The following is a 21655-nucleotide window of genomic DNA, read 5'->3' on the forward strand; positions in this document are numbered from 1 at the left end:
AGACATCATTTCAATAATAGATTCTCATACTCCCTTACAAATTTAACACTTCTTTTTACATCTGAGAACAATCTGGAGGCTTCTCTCACATCCTCAACTTTTATAACGCTCCTATTATTTCTTTGGGCGATCACCAACGAAGGCTCTAACAATTGTACAGCATATCTTAAACTATTTTCTACGCCTATTTTCGTTAACTCTTCTAAAGCTGGAGGATCGAGTTCTATTTCCAATTCGTCAGCTCTTATCTTAATTATTTCCTTAATCTCATCCGCATTATATGGCCTAGTGGGTATTATCAATAGTCTATCCAACAGATCTAAGGGAACGCCATGAGGAGATTCCACATCTGTTCCTCTAATTTTAGTAAGCCCTCTATTAGTTGCGAGAATTAATATTGGTGCCAATTCAGATTCGAGAGCCCTAGTTAGGAATGAAAAGGCCTCTAAATCAAGCATGTGCGCATCGTCTATAAATAACACACCAACAACTAATTCGGCTCTACCTTGATTAATCCAATCCTTAACTAACCTATCCACTTCTTTCCTAATATCCTCACTTATTTCCCTTTCTGTGAAAAATGAGAAAATTGCTGTGACTGCTAGGTTTCTTGCAGCTAAGTTTAAATCTAAATCATTCAAAGTAAGTGTTGTAGTTATTTCCTTTTCTTTCTTTACTGGCCCAGTGGGCATTTCTATAACTTTTGACGTTTCTATATCATATGTCTTAGCTCCTTCAAATCCTTTTGCCTTCCCTTCAATTATGACTTGACCAGTTTGAGCATCAATCATAATAACGTCACCTTTCTTAACTCCTAAAGAGACTAATTGTTGGGCTATTTCCTCACCTACGGATAACGTTCTCTCATCGTCTTTAGTAACTAATGTTATTTGCGCCTCTACTGGAACTTGCGAATAAGGATTCAGTCTACTCCTTGCTACCTTTATCTTTCTATCCTTTACTACACCCTCATATACTAATCTTTTCTCTCTGATTCTCACACCCATAGATTTTCTTATAAGTTGAGTCAATATCTCAGTTTTCTTAAGTTCAGTGGAATATATCTCTGAGGCATTTATAGCGGTAAAAGGCGTATCCTCTCCTAGTTCTTTAGCGATAGCAACAGCTAATGCAGTTTTTCCAGTACCGGGAGGTCCAACAAATAGTATTCCTTTTCCAGCCATTTTACCTTGTTTTATCAATTGAACGACTACACCTGCGGCTTCCCTAGCTTCAGCCTGACCTACTAAGCCATCAGCAATGAACTTTGCTTTACCGCTCTCATCTAAGCCTAAACCCTTAATATGACTATGAATACTAGCCTTCTCGCGTATTGGTTTCTTTATTTCACGTATCTCTGACATATCATACTATTAATATATAATAAAGCTTTTGAGATTAACTCTAAATTTTATCCCCTAATAAGAAGTTCTCTTCTGTGTAAGCTTTATTAATGTTTTAAATGAAGAATAACTCGTGATGAAGACCTTTGGGACTGATAAAGTGATTGAGTGGCGGCTGTCTGAAAAGGTGATATAGTTGATACATTTAGCTGTTGGAAGGTTCAATATTGATATAATAGTGAAATTGGACTCTATACCACCTACAGATTCTAATCACATGACAGACATTCTTGAAATATTACCTGGTGGAGCGGCTACAAATTACGCCGTAGCTGTGACCAAATTAGGACATTCAGCAAAGTTATTGGCAAAAGTTGGAAAAAATGAAGTAGTTAAAAGTTTAATGGAAAAAGTAGTGGAATTGGGTGTAGGGTTAGAGTACGTAGAGGAAGTAAATGAGAAACCAAGTATGGCCTTAATATTCTTAAGAAATGACGGAAGTTTATCCATGGTGAGGAAACTCGGTGCGTCTATATTACTGACTAGAGAAGATGTTAAAAGACATTTCGGGTTATTTGATGTAATACACTTTGCATCAGTATCGCCTAATGTAGTCTTAAGAGATCCATATGCAAAGCTAATTTCTTACGACCCCGGACCACAAGCCAAAAATATAGAGACGATCGACGTAGACATTCTATACGTAAATGAAAAGGAGTACGAATACGTTAAAGATAAGGATATAAAGGCTAGGTTTATCGTAGTTAAAATGGGTAAGAAAGGAGCTAAAATCATTACGGAAACAGAGGAGTGTACAGTTGAGCCAATACAAGTTGATAAGGTAGTAGATACTACTGGAGCAGGCGATGTGTTTGACGCGGCCTTTAACGTAACATACACTGAGGAGAGGGACATTATAAAGAGCCTTCAAGTTGCCAGTGTAGCATCTGGGCTTAAGGTTACAAGAATAGGTGGAATCTCCTCGCCTGGATTAGATGAGATAAGAGAATATTTAAGGAAAAAGAGACCAAATGTTACATGTAAATGATAGTTCTTTTCGTAGACTTTGATTACTTTTACGCTCAAGTTGAAGAGGTATTAAATCCGCAACTGAAAGGCAAGCCTGTAGTGGTTTGCGTTTTTTCGGGCAGGTTTGAAGACAGCGGTGCAGTAGCCACTGCAAATTACGAGGCTAGAAAATTCGGAATAAAGGCAGGTATGCCGATAGTTGAGGCCAAGAGAATATTGCCTAATGCAGTTTATTTACCCATGAGAAAAGAAATATATCAACAAGTTTCCGATAGAATTATGAGTTTACTAAGAGAGTATTCCGATAAGATTGAAGTTGCTAGCATAGATGAGGCCTATGTGGATATAACCGATAAAGTTAGAGATTATAAGGAAGCGTACTCTTTAGGCTTGGAAATAAAAAACAAAATATATGAAAGGGAAAAAATTACAGTGACAATTGGAATCTCGAAAAATAAGGTATTTGCAAAGATCGCAGCGGAAATGGCCAAACCTAATGGATTAAAGGTTATTGACGATGAGGAAGTAAAAGCTCTAATAGCCCAATTAGATATAAGTGAGGTTCCAGGAGTTGGTAAAGTTCTTACTGAGAAATTGAGAAATATAGGCGTAAATAAACTCCTCGATATATTAAATGTAGATTTCAACACGGTTAAGAGGATTATAGGTGAAGCTAAGGCTAAATATCTAATATCCTTAGCTAGAGATGAGTATAATGAGCCTATTAAAAAAAGAGTGAGAAAAAGTATTGGAAGAATAGTCACGATGAAGAGAAATACCAGGGATGTAGAAGAGATCAAGCCGTATCTGTTTAGAGCGATAGATGAAGGCTACATCAAATTAAATGGAAAAATCCCAAAGACACTTCATGTCGTTGCAGTGATGGAGGATTTAGATATTATAAGTAGAGGTAAGACATTTAATCATGGAATCAGTAAGGAGACTGCTTATAATGAATCAGTAAAATTACTACAAAAACTTCTTGAGGAGGATAAAAGAAGAGTAAGAAGAATAGGTGTTAGATTCAGTAAATTTATAGAAGCATCAGGATTAGACAGATTCTTCAACATCTAAGCTTACTAAACCATTCAATTTACTTATATTGATTTGTTTGTGTACCTCTAGATAATTGTAAAGGCCTTTAATTCCCCTCTTGGACTTATCCGGGCTATTAATTATTTCAATATCAAAATATAAGGGTACTTTAAACATCCTTGCTATTTTATCTAGTTTCATCACTAATTGTATTTTTCTAAAATCCTCTTCAATGCCCTCAGCGTCAACAAAGGTCTTTTTACCTTTTATGAAATTTATTTGATCGCCCTTTATTAATCCAAATTTATCTAAAACAACCACCAGTCTAGCTTGCCTTCCCCCTTCTACATCTTCATAAAAATTTAAACATTCAATGAAATAGCCATTTTCAGCTAGAGGTATTACAGCCAATTCTTCCTCACCATATATTTTAGCAAGAGACTTTAATTTAATCCTCAAGATAATTCACCTAATGATTGAGATAGACGGCTCTTTTGGTGAAGGCGGAGGGCAAATATTAAGAACATCACTTACGCTCTCAGTAATAACTGGCAAGCCTTTTAAAATTTACAACATTAGAGCTAACAGAGATAATCCAGGGTTGCAGAGACAGCATTTGTGGGCAGTAAAAGCAATGAAAATGATATCTGATGCTGAGACAAAAGGAGATCAGCTAGGTTCTAAAGAACTAATTTTCATTCCACATGAAGTTAAAAATAATATTAATATAGAAGTGGATATTGGAACTGCAGGAAGCGTAACACTAATATTGCAAACTATAATACCCGTTATTCTAAATAGAAATGCAAAAATAAGAATAAAAGGAGGAACCGATGTCCCCAAATCCCCCACAATCGATTATATCAGATTGGTATATCTACGAATCCTAAGAAAAATTGGAATTGATGCTAAAATAGAGCTAATAAGAAGAGGCCATTACCCTGAAGGTGGCGGTGAAATTGCAATAGAGAACGTTAGTGGTAATCCAACGAGTTTCAGTATATTAGAATTTGGTAAACTAGTAAAAGTTGAAGGCATCTCCCATGTTTCGTCTTTACCACAACATATAGCAGAAAGGCAATTAAGCTCAGCAAAAGCAGTTCTATCTACACTAGGAGTTCCGATTGACCTACAAATTGATGTGAGACAAGGAGAGAGAAGTAAAGGTAGCGGAATAGCACTTGCTGCAATAGGTGAAAATAGCATAATCGGAGCCGATTCACTAGGAGAGAGAGGAAAAAGGGCTGAAATAGTAGGACAAGAAGCTGCTAACATGCTTATTGAAGATCTAGAAACTGGAGCTGCTGTAGATAGACATATGAGCGATATGCTTATGATATTCGCATCACTTTACGGAGGTGAATACACTGGAGCTGAATTGACAACACATGCGTCTACAAATTTAGAAGTCATAAAGAGATTTCTTGGCGTAAGAGTTGAGGTAAGTGGTAAAAGACCATTTAGGTTTAAAGCAATGTCTAGCTAATTAATTGAAATAAAACTTTTAAAGAGTAGTATATTTAAATTATGGCGAGATTAGTATGGAAAACCCCAGAGCTATCATAAAAAGACCAAATTACAGATTTGAATATAGACATGAAAGGAAAGATAAAAGAGTTGGCAGAGGATTCAGTATAGGAGAACTAGAAAAAGTAGGGCTAGACGTGAACAAAGCTAGAAAGTTAGGAATTTATGTAGATATAAGAAGGAAATCAACACATGAGGAGAACGTAGAATTGCTCAAAAAGTTCCTAGATAATATTTCATCACAGAGCCAAAAATCTTAGGGAGGTACTATAACTGCGCGACCCACAATTCTACCTTCCGCTAAATCTGCTATCGCCTTGTTAATATCATCTAATCTGTATTTTTGTACTATTGTTTTTATCTTCCCCTCTACATATAACTTATAAACATTGATTAGATCATTTAAACTACCATACAATATTCCACGTACTTTAATTCCTCTTAGCACTAATAATTGTTCTGGGATATTTAACGTCCCACCAAATTCCCCTACAATCCTTAATTCACCCTCCCTATCTAATAGCCATATTGAGTCCAAAAGAGTATCATTACTACCTACATAATCTATAATGTAATTGAATGTATAACCCCTAATCACACTTGCTATTGTGGATCTTCCATTAATGCTAATTACATCATCTGCACCTAATTCTTTGGCTTTGTTTAGCCTATTATGATTACGTCCTACTACCGTTACGTTAACCCCTCTCGACTTTAAAATTTGTAACCCTAACAAAGCTACGGCACCAGTGCCTATTATAAGTACATTATCGTCACTGGATATGCCCTTTACTGAGTTATACGCAGTAATGCCAGCATCTGCTAATGGTGCTATCTCAATAGGATCACCATCTATTTTAAGTAAAATTTCTTCACTGGGAATTTTGACATATTCAGCAAATCCTCCATCCATATGAAGGCCTATAACTTTGACTCTCTCACAATACTGATATTTACCCGCTCTACAATACTTACAGCTTCCACAACCTATGCTATTGTATACTAAAACTTTTTCACCACTTTTCAGAGTATTGGTATCATTAACTACTTCTCCCACAATTTCATGTCCTAGTATTCTCGGAGTTTCTATCTTTATGTCATACTTCCAATCTCCACTTATGATATGTAGATCTCCATGACAAAGACCTGTAGCTAGCACCTTAAGGATTATTCCACCTGTAGGTTCCTTTACTTCTTCTAGTTCTAGAGTAGATCCAATTTTTCTAAAAACAGCAGCTAGCATTCACCATCCTGCCTTGAGATAATATCCCTTCTCCCATTCAGTTATTTGAGATTCGTATTCGTCTATCTCTATATTTTTAATATTAACATATGTTGATATTAAATCTTGACCTAAATTGTACTTTATATATGTGTCATTTTCTAGCTTACTTAAAGATTCTTTTAGAGTCTGGGGAAGAGTACCATAGTATTCGTTTACACTAACCATGAGATTCCGCTCTATGCCGTCAATACCAGCATAAATTATTGTAGATAGTAACAAATACGGATTTGCTAGTGGATCAGCAAGCCTAAATTCTACAAACTGAGTATCTCTATAATAGCTCGGTATCCTCAGAATGTAATGCCTCTCGGTGCCTATACCTGGCATGTTCGGAGTTACTACTTCTTTAAATCTCTTGTAAGAGTTAATTGTAGGTGCAGCTATGGATATTATTGCAGGTAGATGTTCAACAATCCCAGAGATGAAATTATATGCAATCTTGCTAAGCCCAAATCCTTTAGGATCATTAGGATCATACATTACGTTTTTACCATCTGGAGTTTGAAGAGTCAGTGTAATATCCATACTGCTACTAGGATAATCCTTAAATGGTTTGGGCATGAAAGTTGCGATTAAACCGTTCATCCTAGAAGTATCTCTTATTATCTCTCTACTGGAAATCAATGAATCTGCAGCTTCTAATACTGGTTTTTGAGACAGTTTAACCTCATACTGCCCTGGTCCATAATGTTTATTAATAGTCTCAACTTGTATGTCAATCTCCTCTAAGTATTTTATTAGAGATTTAAGGAAATTCTGTTGCTCCAATAATCCCTCTAACGAGAAGGCTTTTGAATAATCTGCAGGGTTTAATGAGGAATCCAGTAAGTAAAATGTGGGTTCAAATGAGACTTGCAACGTATAACCTACTTCTCTTAACTTCTCTATTGCCTTATTAAGTATTGATCTACTGCAAAAAGGGTAAGGGGAACCATCAGGTTGCGTAAGAAATGATAGCACTCGAGCCGTTCTTTCTAAATATGGTATTACCACAAACGTATTTAAATCTGGTAAGGCGATAATGTCTTCATATTTTGATTTTATTGGTCTATCCTTATAATCCATTAATGATAGGGATTCAGGATAATCAACTCCTTTATTGTTATTTATAATATTTTCAAATTCAGCCCTTCTTAATGACCTACCTTTAGTATTTCCTAATATATCTATAAATTCGACTCTTACATAATCTACTTTTCCAGATTTTAAAGCATCAAATATATTCTCTTTTGACACTTTATCTCATTACCCATTTGTAACATCATTTAATAAATGTTATAATACCATCAATTTACCCTTATATCAACAACTACATGGTATTTATGAGGATTAACACTCCTAACTATTCTACCAAAATAAGCCCCCTTGTATTTGTTCATAGCAATTCTAATGGGATCTTCTCCCTTATTTACATCAATCTCAGCATAAAGATGAATAATACCTCCTTTCTTTATTTTTTGTAGTGCAACTTCATACGCTTCATCATCTAATTCGGGTAAAGGAGCTATTATTCTGTCTGCATCCTCAAGATCATATATTCTCTTAAAAGCGTCCCCATAAACTGGAATTACTTCGTATGCTCTATTAAGCTCTATATTAACCATCATGTAATAGTACGCATAAGGATTAACATCTATTGAATACACCATTTTAGGCTTACCTAAAACTGCAGAAAGTATTGAAAACGGGCCAAAGCCAGAAAACATATTTATTATTACTTCTCCTTTCCTGACTTGCCTAGCTACTCTTAAATGCTCATATGACAACTTTTCAGAGAAGAATACCTTGGTGAAATCCAATAGATACTTACAACCATGCTCCTTATATATTGTCTCACTTCTTCTTTCACCAGCTAAATGAACATAGGTAGATAATCTATAAGTACCAGATACGTCTCTATATCTTCCCCATACTGACTTTATGTAAGGTAGACCTAAAAGTAATTTATTTGCTATTTCTATAAGATCTTCTGGTTTCTTATTAAATGGAATTCCAATTATCGCTATATCTCCTACAATCTCAATCCTTTTCCAAATGTCTCGCTGGTTTAACCATTCTTTTATCGACATCTTCAAGCCTCTCCATAGCTTTTTCGATATGCTTTATTCCAACATTCAGTGGAACTCCTCCGTCTAATACTGCTTCCCCATTTACAAGCACCGTTTCGGGAGTAGAAAGGTTAAATATTATTGATTCGTATGGGCTATCATAGTCTAACGGAAAAGCTGGAGGTTCTCTAACTTCGAACACAACTAGATCAGCGACTTTTCCGTTCTCAATAGCTCCTCTATCATTATATTTTAACTGTGTATAACCCCATATTGTCATTGCATAAAGCGATTCTTCAGGCGTCAGAATAAGCCTAGTTAAACTAGTTGACACCTCATGTCTAATATCAAATGTTGGTGAGAGGTCTATGGATATTGATGGTTTATATTGGCTTAGGGGGAATTGTGAGATCTCATAAGATGGTGTTAGCGCTAAATGAAATCCCTTTTGTTTTATGATATCCAAATCTTTCCTTGCTCCACCTCCTAATCCTATTATGTTCACGGCATTACCGCTAATATTCTCTAAGCTGACAAATCTCTCTAAGAGAATTGGAAGATTGTACTGCTCAGAGATTTCAAAAACCTCCTTAGAATATGTGTCACTACATAAGCGTAAAATTACCCTATTTTCATTCTTATTTGACCATCTGTTATATAACGTGGTGAACTCTCTCTCCCAATCTTCTTTAGAATCTGGGCAATCAACACCAACAGCTAATACTGGTTTTAATCCAACTTCTGAAACTGCCCTTGCTATCATATCTAAATTAGGCCCTGACGTCACAACTGTAGTGACTCCGGTTTTTACTAGATGATATGCACCCATGAGAGAGAAGTAATAAATATCATTAGGTGAGAGTGTTGACATTAACTGGAACGCATTAGCCTTCCCGGAGAATATCCGATATCTAAAAGGATATAAATATAGAAATGAATGTGTAGTAACAAAAGCCGGTGCGACTACTCTGTTTTCTCCCCCTATTACGTATTCTGCATAGTCATAATCTTCCGGTTGTTCCTTTGATATAACCTTTATTTGCCCCTCATCGATACCAATGTACACATTACGCAGAGGCTTAGGTGCCCCTAAAACTAAACCTGCCTTTATTAAAACTTTCATTGCTCTTGAAAGACTATTAAACACGATGTTAATTAAAGTTATTTAATGTACGCAGACTTAATTGAAAACGAGATATCTCAAAATTATAGGGTAAATGTAGATATAAAGTTAGATAAAGCATATATTACGGGAGCGGGAGACTCTTACGCAGTAGCCCTCACTATAGAGGGAAAAAGTAACGGTAGATTTATGGCTTTAGATCCATTTGAGGGGTATTCCTATGAAAATCTGGAACATCCTTTAGTAATAGTTTCCGTTTCAGGTAGACCAAAATCGAATATATTGCTCGCAAATAAATTTAAAGGAAAGACGAAGATATATGTAATAACTTCAAATGAAGAATCAGAATTAGCTAAACTGGCAGATTACGTAATTCTCATCCCTTATAAACCCACTAGACCACTACCTGGTACATTATCGTTTCTAATGAGTTTAAGTGCAGTGTACTCACTAGCGGGAGAAAAGGAGGATGAGGTTACGAAAGTTGATAGCCTATTAGAATTGACTAATAATCCATTTTTTATAGGATATAAAGAAAGTTATGGAATAGCATATTATGCTAAGCTTAAATTTGCAGAAATTTTTGGCTATAGTACCAACAGTGAAAGATTTGAGCAATTCTGTCACTCGCCGATTTTTATGACACAGAATAGGCAAATTGTTATTTTTAGAACGGGTAACGAAAGGGAACTTGAACTAATTAGAAATATAGATTATACCGACGTTCAATTCACAAGTTGCAATGGGGCATTTTGTAACACAATCGTCTTAATAAAGTCGATAATCAGCAAAATGAGGAAGGAAAAGTGGGATAAGATTTACTTTCTAGAGAATAAAAAAATATTAAACGTTAGTTCTAAGATGATATATTGATTAAAAATGGAGGAACTAGACTTAACTAAAGCAGGGACAGGATGTGGTGCGGATTCGCCAGCTATAAGGTTATTAAGATTTTGGTTAGAGGTAGGAGGAAATAAGGAAGTTAAGGTAATTGCAATTAAGGGATCACAAGAATCGCAAGTAGAAATGTGGCTAAATATGATGAGTGAGAAAGGTGTCAAGCTAATAAATAAGATTGATGAAAAAGATAAAATAGTGTATACGATATTTTTACCTTGATGGACTTAACGCAACTCGCTAAATATATTGGTTTTTCTTTACTAGTAGTCTCGGTTGTAGTTTACGTATTCGTAGATCCAGTAGATAGACTACTCTCATATCAAGGTCCGATACTTTCCGGGGGCGTATTAGGATGGTATGTGTTAATCTCTAATACGCCAAGGGATAAATTTATTGAAAATGAAGGGGAAAAAATTCCAGTTGTGTCGCTAATATTGAGGAAACGAGCCATAATATTTTTGATAACTGGAATTTTATTGATCGTACCATGGCTATTGCCACAAGTATATACAGTAGTACTGAAACTTCAGCTACTGTTCGTTTTCTCATTTGCCAGCGAATTCGTTGGCGGTTTTATAATAGGTTACATAATACCCTCTCTTAAGTTCACGGAAAAACTCTTGTTATTTAGCTTAGGATTTGCAGGTGATACCATATATTTACTATTATTATACCTAGCTTCTAATATATTTAATATACCTTCTCAACTATTGCTTAATTCGGTAATAATCCTTGTTTATGGCATAAAATTCCCAGAAGGCGTATTATTTGCAATTTATATTTTCAGAAAAGTAGGAGGAATTTAATGGTTGGTAAAGTTTACTTAGTTGGTGCAGGTCCAGGAGATCCAGAATTGATAACTATTAAAGGACTGAAATTATTACGGGAAGCTGACGTAGTAGTTTATGATAGACTTATTCCAAAAGAACTCCTTGATTTATGTAAATCGGATACAGAAAAAATTTACGTTGGCAAGAATATTGGAGATTATGTAATACAAAACGAGATCAATGAATTATTGGTAAAAAAGGCTATTGAAAATAAAAAAGTAGTTAGATTAAAAGGAGGAGATCCCTACGTTCTAGGAAGAGGAGAAGAGGAATGCCTTTATGTAATATCAAAAGGTATAGAATGTGAAGTTGTACCTGGAATAACTAGTGCAATAGCCGTTCCAGCATATGCGGGTATTCCGGTTACTAGTAGAATCTACTCATCAAGTGGATTTACTGTGATTTCAGGGACCCAGTCTGAGGATAAAGTAATTGATGAAGCCTACATACCTCAAAAGGGAACTTTAGTAATTCTTATGGGAATTAGAAAAATAGAGGAATTAACTAATATACTGAGGAAAGTAAGAGACGAGAAAGAGCCCGTTGCAGTGATAGAGAATGGTACAACTAACAAACAAAGAGTGTTTATAGGAGAATTGAAAGATCTAGTTACCATAGTTAAACAAAACAATGTTACGTCTCCTGCAATTATTGTAATTGGCGAAGTTGTTAAATTTAGGGAATACTTATGGAAAATTAAGTGATAAAGATGAAGTGTACAGTGTGTGGAGATGAAATAAGAGGTAAACCTTATACTTTTAGTTATAAGGGAAATACCTATTATTTCTGCAGTCCAATGTGCATGGCTGAGTTTAAGAAGAGACCAGAAAAATACATTAAATAACAAGTTTTCATATTTACGATAAAAATAAATTTATTTATCAATCTACACGATTTTTAGCTTGATTCTGTGAACTTCTTCCTTACCGGTAGGCCCAAAAATCGTCCTCGCTGAAAATAAATCTGACCTATTAAAAATGTTTCAAAAGTCTTAATTATCTTATTTTTGTAAGTTGATTGAATGAAGTACGTTCATGATCCGTATTACCTTAATATTAGTATCGCCTACTCTTCCATTTTAATATTATCATGTTTTATAATGGTTTAATCTCATTATTTTTAAATAAAAATTAAAAGCAATATTTTTGTAAAATGATTTGGTCTGCAGTTATGGATGATGTAGACTTTCACTCTCTTAACCTCTATAGGTGTTGAAATTTATGAGCTAAGTATATAAGGGTCTATTAGATAATAAGCATGTGTATCCGCCAAAGATTGGTTACGTAATTCCAGATAATGTGAAAGAGGCATTGGAGTTTCTGGAAAAGCATGATGATGCCAAACCTCTAGCTGGAGGACATAGCTTAGTACCAATGTTAAAACTTAGAATATTAAGACCATCATACCTAGTAGAAATAAGGAGATTACCAGAGTTAAATTACGTTAAAGTTGAAGGTAATGTAGTTAAAATAGGTTCAGTAGTAACGCACTATGATATAATGAAGGCAAATATACCATTGTTAAGTGAAACTGCATCAAAAATAGCTGATCCTCAAGTTAGAAATATGGGTACGATAGGTGGTAGTATATCTCACCTCGACCCATCTGCAGATTATCCAGCAGCACTAATAGCGATGGATGCTAAAATTAAGATTAGTAGTACAAGAGGAGAAAGAGTAGAAAACTTCTCGTCTTTCGCTAAAGATATGTTTACGCCAGATCTAAATCAAGGCGAACTAGTAACCGAAATAGAGGTTCCTTTACTTAAAGGATATAAATTCTCTTACCAAAAATTGGAAAGAAGAGCGGGAGATTTTGCAATTGTTGGCGTTGCTGTAGCACTAAAAGTTAATGGAGACATCATAGAAGATGCTAGAATCGGATTAACTGCTGTGAATAGGACTGCAGTAAGAGCATCAGAGGCAGAAAAAATATTATTGTCAAATAAAATATCAGAAAAATTAATTGAAGAAGCTGCTACAAAGGCAATGGATTACGCTAATCCGACCTCAGATATTAGAGGCTCAGCAGAATATAAAAAGAAGATGGTAAAAGTTATGACTAAGAGAGCAATCTTAACTGCATTAAATAGGTGATAGGAAATGAAAATATTTGAAAAAGATCAAAAAGTAAAAATCCACCTAAAAGTAAACGGCCAGGATTATGAAGTAGAGACGGAACCAAGAAGGCTATTAGTACACGTACTTAGAGAGTTAGGGTTTACTGGAGTTCATATTGGATGTGATACTAGTAATTGTGGAGCATGTACCATAATTATGAATGGAAGGAGCGTTAAATCGTGTACATTATTAGCCGTTGAGGCTGATGGTGCCGATATTCTAACGATCGAGGGATTAGCTAAGGATGGCAAACTACATCCGATTCAAGAAGCGTTTTGGGAGAAGCATGGACTACAATGTGGATACTGTACCCCCGGGATGATAATGGAAGCATATTGGTTACTTAAGGAGAATCCAAATCCCACAGAAGAGGAGATTAGAGAAGGGATCTCAGGTAATTTGTGCAGATGTACTGGCTATCAAAACATAGTTGAAGCAATAAAGTTTGCATCACAAAAATTAAGGATGGAGATCCCTAAAGCGCATTAAGTCATCTTTTTTATCTATATCAATTAGTACTCCTTCGCTACACTCTACAAAACATAACTCATCCTCTTTCAACTTGTTTAGTATAACTCTAGCTCCAACGTCACCGCTTATTTTTTCCATTTCTTCGAAAAGATATTTTGAAATTAACACTGGATTTCCTCTTTTTCCGTTGTGCACTGGAATTACGGCTTTGCATTTAGGCTTAAACCCATCTACTATTTTCTTTACATCCTCTTTTGATACAAACGGCATATCGGCTAGCGCGATTATAACACCATCATAATTTCTAAAGAATCTTAACCCAAGTTTTATTGATGTGCTCATTCCTTCTCTCCAGAATGGATTATATATGACAATTTGATCCGTAAGGAGAGGAATTAGCTCATTAACGTACTTACCTATGACAACTACTTTTTCGAAATTATCATAAATTCTAATCGTTCTTATAATTATGGGAGTGTCGTCTATTTTGGCGATAAGCTTATTTCCTCCGAATCTTTTTCCCTCTCCCGCCGCAAGAATTAAGACTCCTATATTCATATATACTAGTGTTCCAACAGTTACTTATGAAATATGAGGGTTCAATTAACATAAACGCATCGAAAGATCAAATTCTCAAATTATTGGATAACCCAGAACAAGTTTCTCAATGTTTCCCCGGAATTAAAAGTTTTAGTAAGGAAGGTGAAGAGTACAAACTGGTAGGGGTAACTGGAATCGGATTTATAAAAGGAGAATATAAGGCTAACGTAAAATTCGATAAGGTAGATGAAAATAAGAGAAAAATTATAGCTAAAGGTTCTGGAATGAACAGCAATGTGGATATAGAGGCAATTGTAGAAGCCTTGGATGGTAAAATAAATTATTCTGCAGATGTTAAAGTTGCTGGTGTTTTAGCATCAGTAGGAGCCAGATTAATGGGAAGTGCCATAGAGAAAATCGTCAATGACTTATTCAACTGCATAAAAGAAAAGGTGATCAAATGACAAAAACTGAGGGAGAAGTTACAGTAAAGGATATTAATAAGGCGAGACAATTTTTTTCAGATTATAAAAATCTATTAATTTGTGTACCTGGAGTAAAGGAAATTAATGGAAATAACTTTAAGGCTAATGTTAAATTTTCGTTCTTAACTATAGAAATTAATGGAACTGTTAAAAAACATGAGATTAACGGAAATAATATAGATACATTGATTGAAATTGAAGGACCTGGTATAATTGCAAGTGTGGATACATTGATTGAAATTATCGGAAATACGATTAAGTGGAACAGTAATTATGAGGTAAGTGGACCCTTAGCGAATAGTTTGAAAAAACACATCTCCACTCAAGCTGAAGAGTTGTCTAGACAAATTATAGAATGTAGCATAAGTAAAATTAACCAATAGGATCCAGAACGATACCCACTCCTCTAGTTCTACCTTCTCTAAATACGAAAATTTGACCTCGTTCTAAATATTCTGGTCTGTACAGAAAATGTAATATAACTTCACTAGTGTCTCCTGTTCTTAAGAATTTATTCTGAATTCTTTCAAACTTTACTGCTTGCCTTATTGTATATGAATGTAAAGTAGCCACATATCCTTCTCTAATAGTAGTTGGATGATGAAGGATGAAAACCCTAGCTTTAAACTTTCTAATTACTTTAGGCATTCCTTTAATCATGACCATACCTTTCCTTAGACTTTCCTTTTCGATGCCTTGAATTGCAAATGTAGCTATATTCCCAGGTAATACTGAGTCTACAAAAACTTTATTCACCTGTATACTCTTTATTTTGACCTCTTTGAATTCTCCTAACTTATTAGGACCAATTAGGACAGATTCGTTAATTTTAAGCCTGCCACGTATTACCGAACCAAGAACGACAGTACCTACTCCGGATACGTTATATATCTCGTCAATATAGACTAGTGGAGATTCTTTATCACCCATAGTCCTTTTTCCAGGTGGTAATAGGTTTAGGAATTTTATAAGTAAATCTAAGCCTTTTCCGCTAACATTAGATACTTTAAAGATGGGAACTACACGTCCCGTTTTAAGGGCTAAAATGGAATTTATTACATCATCTTCATCTTCTACTTCTAACGCGAGTCTGTTAATACCGGGTATTTTCAAAATACTTTTTATATCATTTACTATAGTTTTTACCCTTTCTTCAGGATATTTGTCAATCTTGGTAATAATCACAAATACCGGAAACTTTAAGATTGAGGCTAAAGCCAGATGTTCTTTGCCCATTATGCTTAATCCATCATCTGCACCAACTACTAACATCACATAGTTAACTTCGTAACCCAATAATCCTTTCAGAGTTGTTCTTAAATACCTTTCATGCCCTCCAAGATCAATTAATCTTACAACCTTAGTACTTTTAATGGTTACCTCAGCTTCGTCAAGTGGATCTTTCAATTGCCAATTCACTATTTTACCATTCTCGTCAAATCCTACTAATCTAAGAGTAATAGATGACGTTCTGCCAGATAGTACTTCATGAAGATGTCTTGCTATTGCAGTTCTTAAGCTACCATTCCCATCATCTAATTTCCCTAGAACTAATGCACCAGTTACTGTACTTTTCCCTGCATTTACATGCCCCATTACAGCTACATTAACTTCCACAGGAAGATTCTCTTTATATCTTCTAACTAGAAGTTCAGCCACATACCTATTCTTCTTTACCTCAGCTTCCCTTTTATATACAATTTTCGCATTTATTAGGCTAGCAATCTTATTCAATGTAACTATACTTTCTTCTAATTCCTCTTTAGTTAAACCTATTAGCTCTCCTTCGTCGCTAACCCCTATAATGTAAAACGCCTCTCCATTGCCCTCTTCTAAACGATATTTCATCTGAGAGGCTAATTCTTGTAGACGTTCCGGCGTGACCCCGGAAAGAATAAGTTTATATTCCACTTTTCCCTCATCATTTTCACGGGGTAATTTCATTACATCACTTAACAAGTATTAAATTTGAGAACTACTAAATAAGTTTTAACAGGGGAATTAATAATGACAGAAGAACCTAAAATAATATTTGAAGAATTACTCATATGCCCCGTCTGTAAAACAAAGAGCTTAAAAGCAATAGACTATTTATACGATGCCCACGACGCAGGAAAGTTAGTATTATCAAATTGGTATTGTGAGAATTGTGGGTATAGATTTAGAGATGTGAAACCATATGAGACTAGGGAGCCCAAGATTATAGAGTTAAAAATAGAAAATGAAAATGATTTGAAAACAATAATATACAGATCAGCCTTCGCAAAAATTATAATACCGGAGTTAGGAATAGAGATTGAACCAGCAGGTGTATCCCAAGGTTATATATCTACAGTTGAAGGAGTTCTTGAAATATTATTAGATGAAGTTGGAGGCTATTGTGATGAAGAATGTGAAAATAGAATAAAAAAGGCAATGGAAGGAAAAATCACGTTCACGCTCATAATAGAGGATGAAGCAGGATTAAGCTTTATAAAATCGGAAAAAGCAATAGTGAAACCGATAATAATGAGTGAGTAAATTATTCAATCTTAACTTCAACACCACTATCAGCAGATGTCACGTTTTTCTTCTGTAGTGTTACCTCTAATACTCCATTCTTATAGCTTGCCTTCGCTGACTTTTCGTCTACTTCAGCTGGCAGTTCAATCTCTTTATAATACTGCCTATCCTCTGACTTCGCAGTTATAATAAGTTTCCTCCCATTATCAGTTATTTTCACTTTTATATTATCCTTGTTAACTCCAGGTACCTCAACAACTACTTTAATTTCTTTATCTTTTTCAATGACATCTGCTAAAGGTTCGCGTTCTTCAGATATCATTGGTTTTCCTTTTACTTTTTTAACATTACCGAATTCCTCTATCTTAGGTACACCATCTGGTCCTACAGTTATTCTAAAGCCATAAACATAAGGCCCAAATTGTCTAACTCCTTCACCACCACTTCTGAAGCTTCTCATAAACTCTTTTTCAATCCTTTCAAATTCCTCTTCCATTTCTTTTATCCACTCGTCCATTAAATCAAATATATCTCTCTCCTTCCTTGCCATAGAAGATCATTATTATATTATGTTTGTATACCTTTAAATCTTATCATTAATCTTTATATTGCACTAATTCTAATAACACACCCATCCCACTCTTAGGATGTATAAATGCAACTAAATGTCCTCTTGCTCCTCTTCTCGGACTATCATCAATTAATTTAAAGCCTTTTTCCGATAATTCCTTTAACGACTCACTTATGTTATCCACTTTTAAGGCGAGATGATGTAGACCTTGACCTCTATTTCTTAAAAACTTAGCTACGGTATTGCTCATATCATCATGGTTAATGGGCTCTAATAATTCTATTGATGTACTACTGTCCTTATTACCAACTAAAAAGGCAACCTTTATTCCTCTCTCAGATATTGCTTCATAATGTATTAATTTCATTCCGAAATTATTCTGATAGAATTTAACAGCTTCATCTATATTTTCCACAACTATTCCTATGTGGTCTAGATTTTCGACTTGCATAATTTATTTAAATTGCTTAAACTTAAAAGATTTATCTAAAATGAAGGCAAAAGTTATATACTGTTTATATGATTTAAGCATAATATGGATATCGAAGATAAAATTAAAGAATGGGAAGAAAGAGTCTATAAGGCTTGGATTGAGAAACGGGGGGAGAGAAAGAAAAATTTCATGACTCTTTCTGGGATTTCAGTCAAACCAGTTTATACTCCGTTGGACGTCAAAGGAGATTATTTAGAAAAATTAGGATTACCGGGACAATACCCTTTCACTAGGGGAATTTATCCTAATATGTACAGAGGTAGAATTTGGACAATAAGGCAATATGCGGGATTTGGATCTGCTGAAGAAACTAATGCCAGATTTAGGAAATTGTTGGAAGCCGGACAAACAGGTTTAAGTATCGCTTTTGATTTACCCACACAATTGGGATTAGATCCGGATCACGAGTTAGCTTATACTGAAGTGGGAGTTGTAGGAGTATCTATGTTTCATTGGAAAGAAATGGATCTTGTAATGTCTGGAATACCATTAGATAAAGTAAGCGTCTCAATGACAATAAACGCTACCGCAATGGAGCTATTGTCAATGCTAATAACAACAGCAGAAAACAAAAACGCAGATAAGAGCATATTGGATGGTACGGTTCAAAATGACATTTTGAAGGAATATATAGCAAGAAAAAACTTTATTTATCCCCCATCTCCTTCTATGCGATATGCTGTTGATATAATTGAATACTCCTCTAAACTACTACCAAAATGGCATCCAATAAGCATAAGTGGTTATCACATAAGAGAAGCTGGGGCGGATGCGGTATTAGAAATCGCATTTACACTTGCAGATGGAATAGAATACGTTAGAAAAACATTAGAAAGAGGGATTAACGTAGATGACTTCGCTCCTCATTTATCGTTCTTTTTTGCAGCGTATTCAGACATATTTGAGGAAGTAGCTAAATTTAGAGCTGCGAGAAGAATGTGGGCCAAAATAATGAAAGAATGGTTTAACGCTAAGAAACCAGAATCAATGATGTTAAGATTTCACACGCAAACGGGTGGAGCAGAGCTTACTGCACAACAGCCCGAGATAAATATTATAAGAACTACATTACAAGCCTTAGCGGCAGTATTAGGAGGTACTCAGAGTTTACATGTTAACTCATATGATGAAGCCTTAGCTTTACCCACGGAAAAATCAGCTAAGATAGCCATAAGAGTACAACAGATAATAGCTAATGAAAGTGGAGTAACTAACGTAGTAGATCCTTTAGGTGGCTCATATTACATAGAATGGCTTACTGATGAAATAGAAGAAAGAGCATGGAAAATTATAGATCAAGTTGAGAAAATGGGAGGCATGGTAAAGGCAATAGAGAATGGGTTCCCACAAGCTCAAATAGCGGAGAGTGCATATAAGATACAAAAGAGGATTGAGGAGGGAGATCTGGTAAAAGTTGGGATAAACGCTTATTATGAGCCAGATTGGATAGGAAGTACGGAAATCTTCAGAGTTAATCCAGATGTTAGAGAAAAGGTCATTTTAAGATTAAAGAAGTATAAATCAGAAAGAGACAATATAAAAGTAAGAGATTCGTTAGACAAATTAAGGAGAGTAGCGGAAAAAGAAAATGAGAATTTGTTCCCATATATGCTAGAGGCTATAAGGAGCGGTGCTACAATTGGAGAAACTAGCAACACACTAAGAGAAGTTTGGGGTGAATATAGGGAACCTGCTATTTTTTAAGACGCAAAAGTTGATTATATAAATTGAAGAATCTTTCTTTTTTACTAACTGGGGCATCATTGTATTCCCTTACTACATCCCATTTATCCCAAGGAAATATGATCCACTTATCAACTTGTTTGTAGTAAAAATCTGGGATTCTCTTAGACCATGGTTTCAAATATAGGGTAGCCGTCATTACCTTAGTCGGATTAAACATAGTTATTACATTACTCACAGCCTCTAAAGTTTCCCCAGTATCTGAGACATCATCAATTATTAGAACCCTTTTGCCTTCTAGGGAGTCAGTATATACAGATCTTATAACCGGTTTGCTCTCAGTCTTCTCCACATTACGATAAAATTTTATATCAATGTACCTTATCGTCTTTAGATCTAGGAGATCAGATAAGAGTTTAGCAGGAATAATTCCTCCAGTTAATACTGCTATCAGGACTTCTGGAATGTAGTTATTTTTAACTAAGGATTCGCCTATATAAAATACTGCATCTTCAATTTCGTCCCATGAGGGAATATAATATTCAACCATTTAAGATCACCAATGGTATTTCAAACTCCTCTGGCAATAGTCCACCATGATGACCTTTAAGTTTATCATATTCATCGTTTTGCTTAAAGCTGAAAATATAGGATCTATAGTCTGTGGGAACTGCGATATAGTCCGGCATCGCATTCCCATCATTTATCCTTCCTAAGAGTTTTTCAAAATCACTCCTTGTAAATATCTTTAGATTCTCATACTTTCTTGTAAGATATGTTGAGACATCATATCTAGTCCTTAAGAATATGGCCCTTGAATCTCCATATGGCGGAACATCAAGAAGGTCAAGTAATTCTTGATCATTATTTAAAAGGATATTTTGAGAGACTGGCACATGACCATGATCTGCAGTTACCAAGAAGGTATATTTACTATATTTCTCAGAGACTGTGACAATTGATGTAAGAATATCTTTCGCTGATTTTATTGTAGGTTCTGCGTAAGGTCCATATCTGTGAGACAGAGTATCAACATCTGGTATATAAATATATATAAAATCATAGGCATCTTGCTGAAGAGCTTGAGAAAGTAAGTAGAATGCGTCCCAGAAATTCACATATGTTTTAGTCTCACTAGTACCACCATGTGTAGCACTACTAAACTCAGTATTTTCTATTCCCTTAGGTACTATTGATAGAGTTTTCTTGCCTTGAACGTCTTTTAAATAACTCTTCACAGTAGGAAATGATGTCGAAAATGGAATAGCATCCTTTATGGAATCCCTATCGTTGATTGGGGGATATGTATAACGTAAAGTATTAACTATACCTCCTAACCTTTTCACGAAAGTATTATAGCCCAATACATTATGCTCTCCTGGCGTTAACGCCGTAAATAGGGTTGTTAGCACTGTAGACGTCGTTGATGGAAAAACTGTAGTTATTTTTCTAGCATTGATGCTTATCCCACTTTGCTTGTATATATTCCATCCTAAGCCATCAAATAGAGCTAGAACTATCTTGTTATTTACATTTAAGTTCATTTTATTCAGACACTGCCTCTCTACACCCAAATGATGAGAAATAAAACAAGCTAACGTGTAAATATTTTCACCATAGTAGTCTGGTAACAGCACATCCATATTTGCAATAAGGTTATAAGTATTTAT

The 21655-nt window shown here is 35.1% G+C and carries 27 protein-coding genes; 15 read left to right on the forward strand and 12 right to left on the reverse strand.

What is annotated here, in order from left to right; translation table 11 throughout:
* Nucleotides 1-5: 5 nt before the first annotated feature.
* Complete coding sequence (locus tag V6M85_RS04300) at nucleotides 6-1364, reverse strand: RuvB-like helicase (protein WP_338603428.1); 1359 nt, start codon at nucleotides 1362-1364, stop codon at nucleotides 6-8.
* Nucleotides 1365-1539: 175 nt separating this feature from the next.
* Between V6M85_RS04300 and V6M85_RS04305 the strand changes: the two genes are divergently transcribed.
* Both V6M85_RS04305 and V6M85_RS04310 read left to right on the forward strand, forming a co-directional pair.
* Nucleotides 1540-2391, forward strand: a complete 852-nt coding sequence (locus V6M85_RS04305; protein ID WP_338603431.1) for a carbohydrate kinase family protein — start codon at nucleotides 1540-1542, stop codon at nucleotides 2389-2391.
* The gene (locus V6M85_RS04310) at nucleotides 2388-3446 is read left to right on the forward strand and encodes a DNA polymerase IV (RefSeq protein ID WP_338603433.1); all 1059 of its coding nucleotides are present in this window, start codon (nucleotides 2388-2390) and stop codon (nucleotides 3444-3446) included. Before V6M85_RS04305 ends, V6M85_RS04310 begins: the two co-directional genes overlap by 4 nt.
* On the opposite strand, the gene V6M85_RS04315 is transcribed toward V6M85_RS04310, so the two are convergent.
* The gene (locus V6M85_RS04315; protein ID WP_338603435.1) at nucleotides 3423-3866 is read right to left on the reverse strand and encodes a hypothetical protein; all 444 of its coding nucleotides are present in this window, start codon (nucleotides 3864-3866) and stop codon (nucleotides 3423-3425) included. The two genes, V6M85_RS04310 and V6M85_RS04315, sit on opposite strands and share 24 nt — an antisense overlap.
* 13 nt (nucleotides 3867-3879) lie before the next feature.
* On the opposite strand from V6M85_RS04315, the gene rtcA reads away from it, so the two are divergent.
* Together rtcA and V6M85_RS04325 are read left to right on the forward strand one after the other, a co-directional pair.
* A complete protein-coding gene (gene rtcA / locus V6M85_RS04320; RefSeq protein WP_338603438.1) occupies nucleotides 3880-4893 on the forward strand; it encodes an RNA 3'-terminal phosphate cyclase in 1014 nt (337 codons plus the stop codon).
* A gap of 55 nt (nucleotides 4894-4948) precedes the next feature.
* On the forward strand, nucleotides 4949-5194 hold the full coding sequence (locus V6M85_RS04325) for a 50S ribosomal protein L13e (RefSeq protein WP_338603442.1): 246 nt from the start codon (nucleotides 4949-4951) through the stop codon (nucleotides 5192-5194).
* Here the strand turns inward: V6M85_RS04325 and V6M85_RS04330 are convergent.
* Genes V6M85_RS04330 through V6M85_RS04345 form a run of 4 tightly spaced genes read right to left on the reverse strand, consistent with a single transcriptional unit; the run spans nucleotide 5191 to nucleotide 9390 of the window.
* Nucleotides 5191-6177 carry an alcohol dehydrogenase catalytic domain-containing protein gene (locus V6M85_RS04330; RefSeq protein WP_338603444.1) on the reverse strand — a complete coding sequence of 329 codons (987 nt, stop codon included), beginning with the start codon at nucleotides 6175-6177 and terminating at the stop codon, nucleotides 5191-5193. The two genes, V6M85_RS04325 and V6M85_RS04330, sit on opposite strands and share 4 nt — an antisense overlap.
* Nucleotides 6178-7455: a glutamine synthetase family protein gene (locus V6M85_RS04335; RefSeq protein ID WP_338603446.1), complete on the reverse strand. Its 1278-nt coding sequence runs from the start codon at nucleotides 7453-7455 to the stop codon at nucleotides 6178-6180.
* 50 nt (nucleotides 7456-7505) lie between these two features.
* On the reverse strand, nucleotides 7506-8288 hold the full coding sequence (gene taw21 / locus V6M85_RS04340; RefSeq protein WP_338603449.1) for a tRNA 4-demethylwyosine(37)-methyltransferase Taw21: 783 nt from the start codon (nucleotides 8286-8288) through the stop codon (nucleotides 7506-7508).
* Nucleotides 8239-9390, reverse strand: coding sequence for an amidohydrolase (locus tag V6M85_RS04345; RefSeq protein ID WP_338603452.1), 1152 nt, complete (start codon nucleotides 9388-9390; stop codon nucleotides 8239-8241). Before V6M85_RS04345 ends, taw21 begins: the two co-directional genes overlap by 50 nt.
* A 45-nt stretch (nucleotides 9391-9435) precedes the next feature.
* Between V6M85_RS04345 and V6M85_RS04350 the strand changes: the two genes are divergently transcribed.
* From V6M85_RS04350 to cutC, 7 genes are all read left to right on the forward strand, one after another.
* Nucleotides 9436-10263: an SIS domain-containing protein gene (locus V6M85_RS04350; protein WP_338603454.1), complete on the forward strand. Its 828-nt coding sequence runs from the start codon at nucleotides 9436-9438 to the stop codon at nucleotides 10261-10263.
* A gap of 6 nt (nucleotides 10264-10269) precedes the next feature.
* Nucleotides 10270-10509: a hypothetical protein gene (locus tag V6M85_RS04355; protein WP_338603457.1), complete on the forward strand. Its 240-nt coding sequence runs from the start codon at nucleotides 10270-10272 to the stop codon at nucleotides 10507-10509.
* Nucleotides 10509-11096, forward strand: a complete 588-nt coding sequence (locus V6M85_RS04360; protein WP_338603460.1) for a DUF1404 family protein — start codon at nucleotides 10509-10511, stop codon at nucleotides 11094-11096. The genes V6M85_RS04355 and V6M85_RS04360 overlap by 1 nt, the downstream gene beginning before the upstream one ends.
* Nucleotides 11096-11824, forward strand: coding sequence for a uroporphyrinogen-III C-methyltransferase (gene cobA / locus V6M85_RS04365; RefSeq protein WP_338603463.1), 729 nt, complete (start codon nucleotides 11096-11098; stop codon nucleotides 11822-11824). The genes V6M85_RS04360 and cobA overlap by 1 nt, the downstream gene beginning before the upstream one ends.
* Before the next feature lie 5 nt (nucleotides 11825-11829).
* A complete protein-coding gene (locus V6M85_RS04370; protein ID WP_338603465.1) occupies nucleotides 11830-11964 on the forward strand; it encodes a YHS domain-containing protein in 135 nt (44 codons plus the stop codon).
* Nucleotides 11965-12379: 415 nt separating this feature from the next.
* Nucleotides 12380-13216, forward strand: a complete 837-nt coding sequence (gene cutB / locus V6M85_RS04375; RefSeq protein ID WP_338603467.1) for a glyceraldehyde dehydrogenase subunit beta — start codon at nucleotides 12380-12382, stop codon at nucleotides 13214-13216.
* 6 nt (nucleotides 13217-13222) lie between these two features.
* Nucleotides 13223-13729 carry a glyceraldehyde dehydrogenase subunit gamma gene (gene cutC / locus V6M85_RS04380; RefSeq protein ID WP_338603470.1) on the forward strand — a complete coding sequence of 169 codons (507 nt, stop codon included), beginning with the start codon at nucleotides 13223-13225 and terminating at the stop codon, nucleotides 13727-13729.
* Here cutC and V6M85_RS04385 read toward each other — a convergent pair.
* Nucleotides 13700-14269, reverse strand: a complete 570-nt coding sequence (locus tag V6M85_RS04385; protein ID WP_338603473.1) for a nucleotidyltransferase family protein — start codon at nucleotides 14267-14269, stop codon at nucleotides 13700-13702. The two genes, cutC and V6M85_RS04385, sit on opposite strands and share 30 nt — an antisense overlap.
* Nucleotides 14270-14295: 26 nt before the next feature.
* Between V6M85_RS04385 and V6M85_RS04390 the strand changes: the two genes are divergently transcribed.
* Complete coding sequence (locus V6M85_RS04390) at nucleotides 14296-14715, forward strand: CoxG family protein (RefSeq protein ID WP_338603476.1); 420 nt, start codon at nucleotides 14296-14298, stop codon at nucleotides 14713-14715.
* A complete protein-coding gene (locus V6M85_RS04395) occupies nucleotides 14712-15119 on the forward strand; it encodes an SRPBCC domain-containing protein (protein ID WP_338603479.1) in 408 nt (135 codons plus the stop codon). Before V6M85_RS04390 ends, V6M85_RS04395 begins: the two co-directional genes overlap by 4 nt.
* On the opposite strand, the gene V6M85_RS04400 is transcribed toward V6M85_RS04395, so the two are convergent.
* Complete coding sequence (locus V6M85_RS04400) at nucleotides 15109-16680, reverse strand: GTPBP1 family GTP-binding protein (protein WP_338603482.1); 1572 nt, start codon at nucleotides 16678-16680, stop codon at nucleotides 15109-15111. The two genes, V6M85_RS04395 and V6M85_RS04400, sit on opposite strands and share 11 nt — an antisense overlap.
* 63 nt (nucleotides 16681-16743) lie before the next feature.
* Between V6M85_RS04400 and V6M85_RS04405 the strand changes: the two genes are divergently transcribed.
* Nucleotides 16744-17256, forward strand: a complete 513-nt coding sequence (locus V6M85_RS04405) for a ZPR1 zinc finger domain-containing protein (protein WP_338603485.1) — start codon at nucleotides 16744-16746, stop codon at nucleotides 17254-17256.
* Between the two features lies 1 nt (nucleotide 17257).
* On the opposite strand, the gene hsp20 is transcribed toward V6M85_RS04405, so the two are convergent.
* Both hsp20 and mce read right to left on the reverse strand, forming a co-directional pair.
* Nucleotides 17258-17788, reverse strand: coding sequence for an archaeal heat shock protein Hsp20 (hsp20, locus tag V6M85_RS04410; protein WP_338603487.1), 531 nt, complete (start codon nucleotides 17786-17788; stop codon nucleotides 17258-17260).
* A gap of 46 nt (nucleotides 17789-17834) precedes the next feature.
* On the reverse strand, nucleotides 17835-18260 hold the full coding sequence (gene mce / locus V6M85_RS04415) for a methylmalonyl-CoA epimerase (protein WP_338603490.1): 426 nt from the start codon (nucleotides 18258-18260) through the stop codon (nucleotides 17835-17837).
* Between the two features lie 84 nt (nucleotides 18261-18344).
* On the opposite strand from mce, the gene V6M85_RS04420 reads away from it, so the two are divergent.
* Nucleotides 18345-20006: a methylmalonyl-CoA mutase family protein gene (locus tag V6M85_RS04420; RefSeq protein WP_338603492.1), complete on the forward strand. Its 1662-nt coding sequence runs from the start codon at nucleotides 18345-18347 to the stop codon at nucleotides 20004-20006.
* Here the strand turns inward: V6M85_RS04420 and V6M85_RS04425 are convergent.
* Both V6M85_RS04425 and V6M85_RS04430 read right to left on the reverse strand, forming a co-directional pair.
* Nucleotides 19996-20535, reverse strand: a complete 540-nt coding sequence (locus V6M85_RS04425; protein ID WP_338603494.1) for a phosphoribosyltransferase — start codon at nucleotides 20533-20535, stop codon at nucleotides 19996-19998. The genes V6M85_RS04420 and V6M85_RS04425 overlap by 11 nt on opposite strands.
* Nucleotides 20528-21628, reverse strand: coding sequence for an alkaline phosphatase family protein (locus V6M85_RS04430; protein ID WP_338603497.1), 1101 nt, complete (start codon nucleotides 21626-21628; stop codon nucleotides 20528-20530). The genes V6M85_RS04425 and V6M85_RS04430 overlap by 8 nt, the downstream gene beginning before the upstream one ends.
* Nucleotides 21629-21655 lie beyond the last annotated feature (27 nt).

This window comes from Sulfolobus tengchongensis (assembly GCF_036967215.1).
GTDB lineage: Archaea > Thermoproteota > Thermoprotei_A > Sulfolobales > Sulfolobaceae > Saccharolobus > Saccharolobus tengchongensis_A.